The 11,765-nt window shown below is 39.6% G+C and carries 6 protein-coding genes and 3 tRNA genes; 6 read left to right on the forward strand and 3 right to left on the reverse strand.

Annotation, left to right across the window (positions count from 1 at the left end):
- Nucleotides 1-81 precede the first annotated feature (81 nt).
- Nucleotides 82-2,634 carry an ATP-dependent Clp protease ATP-binding subunit gene (locus ACOKFD_RS00865; protein WP_298997958.1) on the reverse strand — a complete coding sequence of 851 codons (2,553 nt, stop codon included), beginning with the start codon at nucleotides 2,632-2,634 and terminating at the stop codon, nucleotides 82-84.
- 261 nt (nucleotides 2,635-2,895) lie between these two features.
- On the opposite strand from ACOKFD_RS00865, the gene gyrA reads away from it, so the two are divergent.
- Together gyrA and ACOKFD_RS00875 are read left to right on the forward strand one after the other, a co-directional pair.
- A complete protein-coding gene (gyrA, locus tag ACOKFD_RS00870; RefSeq protein ID WP_422859526.1) occupies nucleotides 2,896-5,382 on the forward strand; it encodes a DNA gyrase subunit A in 2,487 nt (828 codons plus the stop codon).
- 70 nt (nucleotides 5,383-5,452) lie between these two features.
- The gene (locus ACOKFD_RS00875) at nucleotides 5,453-6,715 is read left to right on the forward strand and encodes a tetratricopeptide repeat protein (RefSeq protein ID WP_422859527.1); all 1,263 of its coding nucleotides are present in this window, start codon (nucleotides 5,453-5,455) and stop codon (nucleotides 6,713-6,715) included.
- A gap of 53 nt (nucleotides 6,716-6,768) precedes the next feature.
- Here ACOKFD_RS00875 and ACOKFD_RS00880 read toward each other — a convergent pair whose 3' ends face one another.
- Together ACOKFD_RS00880 and ACOKFD_RS00885 are read right to left on the reverse strand one after the other, a co-directional pair.
- Nucleotides 6,769-7,524 (reverse strand): NlpC/P60 family protein, encoded by a 756-nt coding sequence (locus ACOKFD_RS00880; RefSeq protein ID WP_422859528.1) that lies wholly within the window; start codon nucleotides 7,522-7,524, stop codon nucleotides 6,769-6,771.
- A 21-nt stretch (nucleotides 7,525-7,545) separates the two neighbouring features.
- Nucleotides 7,546-8,721 carry an acetyl-CoA C-acyltransferase gene (locus tag ACOKFD_RS00885; RefSeq protein ID WP_422859529.1) on the reverse strand — a complete coding sequence of 392 codons (1,176 nt, stop codon included), beginning with the start codon at nucleotides 8,719-8,721 and terminating at the stop codon, nucleotides 7,546-7,548.
- Nucleotides 8,722-8,828: 107 nt separating this feature from the next.
- Here ACOKFD_RS00885 and ACOKFD_RS00890 point away from each other — a divergent pair, with 107 nt between their 5' ends.
- The 4 genes from ACOKFD_RS00890 (at nucleotide 8,829) to ACOKFD_RS00905 (ending at nucleotide 11,248) form a co-directional block, all read left to right on the forward strand.
- Nucleotides 8,829-10,862, forward strand: a complete 2,034-nt coding sequence (locus ACOKFD_RS00890; RefSeq protein WP_422859530.1) for an HD family phosphohydrolase — start codon at nucleotides 8,829-8,831, stop codon at nucleotides 10,860-10,862.
- A 93-nt stretch (nucleotides 10,863-10,955) separates the two neighbouring features.
- Nucleotides 10,956-11,039, forward strand: a tRNA-Ser gene (locus tag ACOKFD_RS00895).
- Nucleotides 11,040-11,056: 17 nt separating this feature from the next.
- Nucleotides 11,057-11,131, forward strand: a tRNA-Pro gene (locus ACOKFD_RS00900).
- Nucleotides 11,132-11,171: 40 nt separating this feature from the next.
- A tRNA-Arg gene (locus ACOKFD_RS00905) sits at nucleotides 11,172-11,248 on the forward strand.
- Nucleotides 11,249-11,765 lie beyond the last annotated feature (517 nt).

Here is an 11,765-nt window from a genome sequence, read left to right on the forward strand (position 1 = left end):
GTATGTACGGTATTTTGGTATTGATTTTAAAAGTAAAGCCGGCAATAGCCGGCTTTATTGTATCGAGAAAAAATAGAATGACTATTCTGTTTCCTGAGATTTTTTGGGCTTTTTGATTTTTATGGTGAGTTCTTCTTTCTTCTCATCCAAATCCATAAAAATACTATCGCCTTCTTCCAATTTGGAATTCACTATCTCTTCAGCTAAAGCATCTTCAATATATTTCTGAATAGCTCTTTTCAAAGGTCTGGCTCCGTATTGTTTGTCAAATCCTTTATCAGCGATATAATCCTTGGCTTTTTCTGAAAGATTCAAATCATAACCAATGTCTTTGATTCTTTTGAACAATTTGTCCAATTCAATATCAATAATTTTATGGATATCTTCTCTTTCTAAAGGATTGAAGACTATTACATCATCAATTCGGTTCAAAAACTCTGGAGCAAAAGCCTTTTTCAAGGCATTTTCTATAACACTCTTCTGATGAGTATCAGCCTGAGCTTTTTTAGCAGCGGTACCAAAACCAACACCTTGTCCAAAGTCCTTCAACTGTCGAGCACCGATATTGGAAGTCATAATGATGATTGTATTCCTAAAATCAATTTTTCTTCCAAGACTGTCCGTCAGATACCCATCATCAAGAACTTGCAGCAGCATATTGAACACGTCTGGATGCGCTTTTTCAACCTCATCCAAGAGAATTACAGAATAGGGTTTTCTTCTAACTTTTTCAGTCAATTGACCACCTTCTTCGTAACCTACGTATCCAGGAGGTGCCCCTACCAACCTAGAAATTGCGAATTTTTCCATGTATTCGCTCATATCGATGCGAATCAGTGCATCTTCGGAATCAAAAAGTTCTTTGGCCAATATCTTCGCCAATTGCGTTTTACCAACACCAGTCTGTCCCAAGAAAATGAAGGAGCCTATCGGTTTGTTGGGGTCTTTAAGTCCAGCTCGGTTTCTCTGAATAGCCTTTGCCACTTTGGCAACAGCTTCATCCTGGCCAATAACAAAACCTTTAATAAGTTCTGGTAACTCGGCAAGCTTATTACTTTCGGTCTGAGCAATACGATTCACGGGAATACCGCTCATCATAGATACAACATCCGCAACATTATCTTCAGATACCGTTTCCCTATGCATTTTGCTTTCTTCCTCCCAACGTTCCTGAGCGGCCATCAATTCCTTTTCCAAGCGCTTTTCATCGTCCCTTAGCTTTGCAGCTTCTTCGTATTTCTGTTTTTTGACCACACTGTTTTTCAATTCCCTTACATCTTCAAGTTGGGTTTCCAACTCCAATATTTGTTTGGGAACATCCATATTGATAATGTGCACACGGGAACCTGCCTCGTCAAGAGCATCAATTGCCTTGTCAGGAAGAAATCTATCCGTCATGTATCTGTTGGTAAGTTTTACACAGGCTAAAATGGCATCATCCGTATAGTTTACGTTATGATGGTCCTCGTATTTACCTTTGATGTTCATTAAGATTTCAATGGTCTCCTCTACAGTGGTCGGTTCTACCATTACCTTTTGAAAACGACGTTCCAAAGCCCCATCCTTTTCTATATATTGACGGTATTCGTCCAAAGTAGTGGCTCCTATACATTGAATTTCCCCACGGGCCAATGCGGGCTTGAACATATTCGATGCATCCAAGCTTCCAGTAGCTCCTCCTGCACCAACAATAGTGTGAATCTCATCAATGAAAAGAATGATATCATCATTCTTTTCCAATTCGTTCATCACAGCCTTCATACGTTCTTCGAACTGTCCGCGATATTTGGTTCCTGCTACCAGTGAAGCTAAATCAAGAGTAACTACCCTTTTATTATAAAGGATTCTGGATACCTTTTTGTTGATTATTCGTAAGGCAAGACCTTCGGCAATGGCACTTTTACCAACACCCGGTTCACCAATAAGCAAAGGATTGTTCTTTTTTCTACGGCTTAGAATTTGGGATACTCTTTCAATCTCTTTTTCTCTACCTACAACAGGATCCAATTTGTTTTCCTCTGCTAATCTTGTCAAGTCCCTACCGAAATTATCCAAAACCGGGGTCTTGGATTTTTTACTGCCTTTTTGGCTGGAACTGCCACCAAAACCACTTTCCTTGGAATCTCCTGTTTCTTCTGGGTCACTAGGAAAAGATTCTGCTCTTGGAGTGTCCAAATAATCATCTTCGCTTGTAATCATAGATTTGAACTGCTCTTTTACATTATCATAATCCACCTTCAACTTGTGCAACAATTTAGTGGTGGGGTCATTTTCATTGCGCAAGATACATAACAGCAGGTGGGCAGTATTTATAGAAGAACTTTGGAAGAGCTTGGCTTCCAAAAAGGTGGTCTTCAATGCGCGCTCTGCTTGTCTTGTTAAATGAAGGTTCTTTTTATCTTTTTGTAGAGTACCTGTATTTGGATTGGCCGGACTTAGAATTTCAACTTTTCTTCGCAAGTGGTCCAAGTCCACATCCAAGGCATCCAATATATTAATGGCTTTGCCATTTCCATCCCGCAAAAGACCTAGCATCAAGTGCTCCGTTCCTATAAAGTCATGTCCCAATCTTAGGGCTTCTTCCTTACTGTAAGCTATAACGTCTTTTACTCTAGGGGAAAAATTATCATCCATACGCTTCCTTATTCAGCAATTAAAATTAATAAAAGTATGCTTACGCTGGTCAAATACCGTACCCATATTCGATAAACATGGGTTAAAAGTCGAAATAAAGTGCTTTTTCCTAATACTTTAACAAAGATTTAGAGAGACCTGAAAAGTTGTCTCATGGTGTTGATAATTTTTTTAATAAAGTAAACAGTGATACTGGTTTAAGGGGTGAATTTATGTATATTGCCATGATGTTTTAACCAGTAAAACCAATAGGATTTTAGTATGGCGGAAGGAGAAAAGTTGATTCCGATCAATATTGAAGATGAAATGAAATCGGCATACATTGATTATTCAATGTCGGTCATTGTGTCACGTGCCTTACCCGATGTCAGGGATGGCCTAAAACCAGTACACAGAAGAGTTCTTTATGGAATGCATGAATTGGGTGTAAGGTCTACAAGTTCCCATAAGAAATCTGCCCGTATTGTTGGTGAGGTTTTGGGTAAATATCACCCTCATGGAGATACTTCTGTTTATGATACCATGGTGCGTATGGCTCAAGAATGGAGTTTGCGCTACATGTTGGTTGATGGCCAAGGTAACTTTGGGTCGGTTGATGGAGATAGCCCTGCGGCCATGCGTTATACGGAGGCACGTATGCGTAAAATCGCAGATGAGATGTTGGCGGATATCGATAAGGATACTGTTGACCATCAGCTGAATTTTGATGATTCTCTGGAAGAGCCAACCGTTCTTCCAACACGAATACCAAATTTACTGGTAAATGGTGCTTCTGGTATTGCAGTAGGTATGGCCACGAACATGCCCCCACATAATTTATCAGAAGTGGTGGATGGTACCGTAGCTTATATCGACAATTCTGATATAGAAATTGATGAGTTGATGACCCACATCAAAGCTCCTGATTTTCCAACTGGTGGTATCATCTATGGCTACGACGGAGTTAAAGAAGCTTTCCATACCGGCCGCGGTAGAGTTGTTATGAGAGCCAAAGCTACTTTTGAAGAAGTTCAAGGTCGAGAATGTATTATAGTTACAGAAATCCCTTATCAAGTGAACAAGGCGGACATGATCAAAAAGACCGCCGATCTTATCAATGATAAGAAGATTGAAGGAATTTCCACCATTCGTGATGAGTCCGATAGAAAAGGAATGCGAATCGTTTATATTCTGAAGCGAGATGCGATTCCCAATATCGTCTTGAACACCCTGTACAAATACACAGCACTACAATCTTCCTTTAGTGTAAACAACATTGCCTTGGTCAAAGGGCGACCAAAGCTGCTCAATTTGAAGGAAATCATCCATCATTTTGTGGAGCACAGACACGAAGTAGTTGTACGTAGAACCAAATACGAATTAAAGAAAGCAGAAGACCGAGCCCATATATTGGAAGGTCTTATTATTGCTTCTGATAATATTGATGAAGTCATTGCTATCATTCGAGGTTCTTCAAATGTGGAAGAAGCTCGAAATAGCTTGATGGAGCGTTTTAAGCTTACGGAAATACAGGCAAAGGCCATTGTTGAAATGCGCTTGCGTCAATTGACCGGACTGGAGCAGGATAAACTTCGTGAAGAATACGAGGAGCTCAAAAAAACCATAGAAGATCTTAAGGATATCCTTGACAAAAAGGAACGTAGAATGCAAATCATCAAAGATGAGCTTGCTGAAGTTAAGGACAAATATGGAGATGAAAGAAGGTCTGAAATCAACTTTGCCGGTGGTGATTTGAGCATTGAGGACATGATTCCAGATGAGCAGGTGGTGATAACTATTTCTCATGCAGGCTATATTAAAAGAACACCTCTTACCGAATACAAGACCCAAAACAGGGGAGGTGTTGGGCAAAAGGCATCTTCAACCCGAAATGAAGACTTCTTGGAGCATCTTTTTGTGGGGACCAACCATCAATACATGTTGTTCTTCACCCAAAAAGGGAAGTGTTTCTGGATGCGTGTCTTTGAAATACCCGAAGGAAGCAGAACTTCAAAGGGCCGTGCTATTCAGAACCTTATCAACATTGAACAAGAAGATAAGGTAAAAGCATTTATTTGTACCAGAGACTTAAAGGATGAAGATTACGTAAACAATCACTACGTAATTATGGCCACCAAGAAAGGAACCGTTAAAAAAACATCCTTAGAGCAGTACTCCCGACCAAGACAAAACGGAATCAATGCGATTACCATTCGGGAGGGTGATGAACTCTTGGAAGCCAAATTAACAACAGGGACCAGTCAAATCTTATTGGGTCTTAAATCCGGTAAGGCCATTCGTTTTGAGGAAAGTAAAACTAGACCTATGGGAAGAAATGCTTCCGGGGTTCGGGGAATTACTCTTGCAAATGAAAAGGATGAGGTTGTGGGAATGATTTCGGTACATAATTTTGAAGACGATATCTTGGTAGTTTCCGAAAATGGATATGGTAAACGTTCTACCATAGACGATTATAGAATCACCAATAGAGGAGGAAAAGGTGTTAAAACCATTTCTATAACCGATAAAACTGGCGAACTTGTGGCCATTAAAAATGTCTCTGATTTAGATGATTTGATGATCATTAACAAATCTGGGATTGCCATTCGCATGAGTGTCGAGGATTTAAGAGTTATGGGAAGGGCAACACAAGGAGTAAGATTGATAAATTTGAAAGATAAAGATTCAATAGCTGCAGTAGCCAAAGTAATGAAGGAAGATGATGATGTGGATGATTCCGACATTCGAGAAATTGAGGTAAACGAATAAGTGGTACGGATTTTGAAAGTATCCGTGCGAAACATTTAAATGAATAAACACTAATTTATATTTTACTAAAATGAAGACTAAAGTTTTATTGCTAATTGCTATAAGTTTTTCTGCTTTCGGTTTTTCCCAAAAGACAGAAATCAAAGCAGCTGAAAAGGCGTTAAAAGGTGGAGACGCTGCGGCTGCTAAAACTGCCTTGGAGGGTGCATCCTCTTTGGTGGAATCAGCTGACCCTAGATTACAGGCACAATATTATGCCGTTAAAGGTAATGTGTATTATGACTTGGCCAAGAAAGGTGATGCATCTGCATTTCAAACCGCTATAGACTCATACAGAAAAGTTGTTTCTGTTGAGGAGGCAAGCGGAAAGCAAAAGTATACTACTGTTGCTACCCAACAAATGAGCACCATGACGGCGGATTTGGTTAATGCTGCAGTAGCGGATAACAACAATAAGAAGTTCGCTGAGGCTGCTGAAAAATTGTATCTGGGATATAAATTAAGCCCTAAAGACACCCTTTACTTATATTATGCTGCCAGTAGTGCAGTAAGTGGACAGAAATACGATAAAGCATTGGAATATTACAATGAATTGAAAACTGTAGGGTATGATGGTAGCGGTGTTAAATACACGGCGGTTAATGTTGAAACTGGAGAAGTTGAAGAAATGGACGAAAATACCCGTAATCTTTATGTGAAAGCGGGTACACACAAGGACCCAAAGGAAGAAAGGACTCCATCCAAAAAACCAGAAATTGTAAAAAATATCGCTTTGATTTATCAGCAACTGGGAGATAATGACAAAGCCTTGGCTGCTTATGCTGATGCACGTTCGGTAAACCCAGATGACGTTAATTTAGTCTTAGGAGAAGCTAATTTGTATTACGCCATTGGTAATAAGGATAAGTTTAAAGAATTAATGGGTCAGGCCTCTGAAATGGCTCCCGACAATGCAGATTTATTATATAACATTGGAGTTATAAACATGGAGCAGGGTAATTTGGAAGATGCTAGGGAAGCATATAGGAAAACCTTGGCTATTGATCCAGGCTATATTAACGCACTATTGAATCTTTCTACCACATATGTAAATGAAGGAAACGGACTGATTGATGAAATGAACAGTTTGGGCAGTTCTAGAGCCGATATTGCAAGGTATGATGAGCTTAAGCAAAAGAAAGATGATCTCTTTTTAGAAGGTGCTAAGGTGTTGGAGGATGCTCTTAAAACCAATCCGGACAATCAAAGTGTATTGAGCCAATTAAAAAATATCTATGGCGCTTTGGGGGATACTGAAAACTTCAAAAGGATTAAAGAGCTTTTAGGAGAATAAATAGAAAGTTTAAGTTTCTAAAGAAAAGCCCCAAGTGATTGGGGCTTTTTTTATTATATAATTTTCTTGATTACCCTAAGTTGATGGGAATAGATTTTTTTGTCAGTATTGAAAATACCAGTATGGTCTAAACGGTCTATTCTAACCTCTCCGTGGGCATGAATAATATAGTTGTCCTTTAGAATAATACCAACATGGTCAATTATACCTTCGTTGTTGTCGAAAAAAGCAAGGTCGCCGGGCTCACTCTCCTCTATGAAACTCAAAGCATCCCCTTGTCTGGATTGTTGCTCGGCTTCTCGATAAAGTTGATGCCCATTTATACGATACACCATTTGTGTAAAACCGGAGCAATCTATTCCAAAAGGTGTTTTTCCGCCTTTTAGATAAGGCGCTTTTAAATAAAGTAGTGCAGTATCAATTAAGTAAGAGCTGTCTCTGACTCCAGAGATCAATTCACCTTCGAATTTTGCTTTAAGAGATATGGAATTTGCCAAAACAGAACCTAAGACTATGGGCTGGAGCATATTATTGCCTTCAGGACATATATGAGAAACAACGTCCATGGTATAATTTGGGTGCTTTTCTTTATGAATTTCTAAATACTCATCTTCCGAGATCTGAAGTATTTGTAGATTGGCCACCCATCCCTCACAATTATCATAAGCCATGCGTATCCTCGACCATTTTTTTCTAACCTCCAATATTTTGAAATGCTCCCCATAAAGTAATTGGGAAAGCATTTCACTTCCATCGTCTGGAGCATACCTTAAGGCAACAATACTCTGCGGACAAATTCCGTATTGCATGGATATGTTTCTTACTCGAAATTAAACGGTTTCAAGAACAATTGCCGAAGCACCACCACCTCCATTACATATGGCAGCAGCTCCAAGTCTTCCGTTATTTTGTTTCAAGACGTTTAACAACGTAATGGTAATTCTAGCTCCTGAACAGCCTAAAGGATGACCCAAGGAAACTGCACCACCATGTACATTCACATTGGTATCGTTAAGTCCCAATATTTTCATGTTGGCCAAACCAACAACCGAGAAAGCTTCATTGAACTCAAAAAAGTCAATTTCGTCCATGGAGACTCCAGCTCTGTGCAGTGCTTTAGGCAATGCTTTGGCAGGAGCAGTGGTAAACCATTTTGGCTCATGGGCCGCATCGGCATATCCTTTTATGTAAGCTAAGGGTTTTATGCCTAACTCATTTGCTTTTTCTTCGCTCATCAGCACAACAGCTGCGGCCCCATCATTAATGGTAGAAGCATTTGCAGCGGTTACAGTACCTCCTTTTGAAAAAGCTGGCCTCAAGTTTGGAATTTTATCAAGTTTTACATTCTTATATTCCTCATCTTCGGATACTACAATCGGTTCGCCTCTGCGTTGAGGTACTTCCACTGGTACAACTTCGTCTTCAAATTTTCCAGAGGTCCAGGCATCAGCGGACCTTTTATAAGATTGGATTGCAAATGCATCTTGGTCTTCTCTACTGAATTCATATTCTGTGGCACAAGCATCTGCACAAACACCCATGGCATTTTGGTCGTAAACGTCCACAAGTCCGTCTTTTTGCATGCCATCCACCATGGTGGCAGGTCCAAATTTCATACCACCTCGCATGTAGGTGTAATGTGGAATCAAACTCATGTTTTCCATACCACCAGCTACAACAATTGAGTTTTCTCCTAGAGCAATTGACTGTGCTCCTTGCATTATGGCCTTCATTCCAGAAGCACACACTTTGTTAATTGTGGTACAAGGAACGGTATCTGGGATTCCGGCAAAAATAGCAGCTTGTCTAGCAGGAGCTTGACCCGTTCCAGCTTGGACTACATTACCCATCAAAACCTCTTCTACTTTCTCTGGGTCCAAACCTATTTTTTCCAATGCTCCCTTTATGGCAACAGCGCCTAGTTTTGGAGCGGGAACAATGGATAATGACCCCATAAAACTACCTATTGGAGTTCTTACAGCGGACACAATTACGACTTTATTCATTCCTGTTTGTTTAAAGGTGCAAAATACTAAATTTTAAGGCAAAGCCTAAAGCACTGTAAGCTTTGCTTTTATTTATATTTTCTATTTTTGGTACTTACCGCATGCGCATGGGAAAAACTTTGGATAATGCTTACAAGTATCAATCACTCGCCTACAAATACGTTCTCTATGCAATTTCTGTCGCACTAATTGTTTTTTTCTTTCCTCGGGAAGGAAAGTTTAAGTACGAGTTTCAAAAAGGGAAACCTTGGCAATATGAAAATCTATATGCACCAATAGATTTTTCCATAAAAAAAACAGACGAAGAGATTGCTGAGGAACAACGGTTTATTCGAGAAAACAAAACGGACTACTACACGTATGATGCTGTTGTGCCCAATGAAGTAAAGGCAAGCGTTGAACAAGAGCTGACAGCTATTTTAAGAAGACAGAGCGAAGGGAGTCGTTTTGAAAAAAGAATTCGAGACTTGGCAAATTTGGCTATTGACAGCATTTACCAATATGGTATACTCCAAGATGTACCAATGTCTGATGCGATTTTTATTGTAAAGGATAATGAAGCTATAACCGTAAGTGCATCCAATCTATTGGACATGTCTGACGCACGCGGAAAAACACAACAGATTATCAGCGGTGCCAATACAAAGAATATACCTCTTGCCACCCTTATTGGCCGTGTTTTAGAACCTAACGTTTTCTTCAATAAAACTTTAACGGAAAAGGCATTGGAGGAAGAGATGTCGCAAATCTCATTTACTCGTGGAGAGATTTCTGAGGGTATACTCATTATCGCCAAAGGAGAAGTAGTGGAAAATCAGAACTTAAAGGTTCTAAATTCGCTAAAACAAGAATACGAATCAGAGCTGTGGCGGGGTGACAACTTCTTGTATATTCTTTTGGGATACGCCATTCTAGTTGCTTTGGTTTTGATGATGCTATTTCTTTTCATCAAACAATACCGTAGCGAGGTTTTTAAGAACAACAATAAACTGACATTTATTTTTGTCAACATCCTAATCATGGTATTAGCAACCACTTTGATGGTGAAAAATCAAGAGAATTACGTTTATGTTATTCCCTTATGTATCCTACCACTTATTCTAAAAAACTTCTTTGATGCAAGATTGGGGCTCTTTGTTCATGTGCTTACCGTATTGATATTGGGGTTTGTTGTTCCCAACAGTTTTGAATATATGTTTTTACAAATTATAGCTGGAATTGTTACTATTCTTACTGGATCAGAACTGTACAGAAGAGCCAATTTATTCATTTCGGTAGGTCAGATAACGTTGATTTACATAGTTGGTTATTTTGCTTTTCACATTATCCATGAAGGGAACCTAGAAGGCATTGAATGGACCTTATTTGGCATTTTTGTTCTCAACGGACTGCTAACACTATTTGCCCAACCGCTTATTTATATTTACGAAAAGATATTTGGTTTGGTCTCAGATGTTTCTCTTTTGGAGCTGTCGGATACCAATTCTAAACTTTTGAAGGAATTGTCGGATAAGGCACCGGGAACGTTTCATCATTCACTGCAAGTAGCCAATTTAGCCGAAGCGGCTGCCAATGAGATTGGAGCAAACTCCATGTTGACGAGGGTTGGCGCGTTGTACCATGATTTAGGTAAGATGAATAATCCAACGTATTTTACGGAGAACCAGACCACCAATATTAACCCGCATGATGACCTTCCGCCAAAAGAAAGTGCCAAAATAATCATAGACCATGTAATAGAAGGGATTGAGATGGCCCGAAAAAATAATCTCCCAGATAGGGTGATCGACTTTTTACGAACGCATCATGGTACGACCACAGTTTTCTATTTTCTACGGAAACAACAGGAGACCGAACCGGATACAGACCCAGAGGATTTTAAATATCCTGGTCCAATTCCTTTTTCAAAAGAGACCGCAATTTTGATGATGTCCGATGCGGTTGAAGCTGCTTCTAAAAGCTTAAAAAATCCTACATATCAGAGTATTGATGATTTTGTGGAAAAGATTGTAAAAGGTCAGATGCAAGCAGACCAATTTGTAAATGCCAACATCACTTTGAAAGAGATTGAGGTGGTGAAAAAGGTATTAAAACAGAAGCTTACCAATATTTATCATCTTAGGGTGGAGTACCCCGAATAAGGTACAATCAAAAAAAGCAAAAAATAGTTGCTATCTTACGAATGAAAAGGTACATTTGCATCCGCATTTTCAGAATGCACGTTCACAATGTGAGGAGAGGTGCCGGAGTGGTAACGGAGCAGATTGCTAATCTGTCGACGGGTAACCGTCGCCTGGGTTCGAGTCCCAGTCTCTCCGCTTTATCTCATAAATTACGGGGTGTAGCGTAGCCCGGTTATCGCGCCTGCTTTGGGAGCAGGAGGTCGCAGGTTCGAATCCTGCCACCCCGACAAGGCCGAATCGCCAGATTCGGCCTTTTAATTACATAATGGTCGCGTAGCTCAGCTGGATAGAGCATCTGCCTTCTAAGCAGACGGTCGAAGGTTCGAATCCTTCCGCGATCACCAATAAAAAAAGCCTCCGATTTTCGGAGGCTTTTTTTATTATGTTAAAATGCAAGATTTGTGCACACTTATTGAAAGTTTAAAAACTTTGAACAAACCATCTTGATTTGACTCGTTTTTTTATTTTAATAAAATCTTTTAGCTACATCTTGTGATGAAGGGGAGTATAGTCTTGAGTCACGACCGACTCACAATTATAGACCTAGCCTTCTTGAAGAATTAGGGGTTTTTCTGCCATCAGCAATTCATCAAAAAGGGGAGCCTAGCTAACTCCCCTTTCTTAACTAACCAAGAAAGTCGAGAACTATTCTAACAATGTTCTCTAAAAGAGTAATAGTGTTTATTCGCCCATAAAGTTAAGTTTCCATAGGCAGTAAGATTGACCCATAAAAGAATTTCAATAGCATTTTCAGGTATTTTATAATGGTTTTGCCTCAAAAATATATTCAAATGAAAATTATGTTAAGCAATTCATCTCCGCAACGCCTGACTTGTTTTCCGCAAGTAAAAAAACCTAATC

The sequence above is a fragment of the Flagellimonas ulvae genome, from assembly GCF_049333175.1.
Classification (GTDB): Bacteria; Bacteroidota; Bacteroidia; order Flavobacteriales; family Flavobacteriaceae; genus Flagellimonas.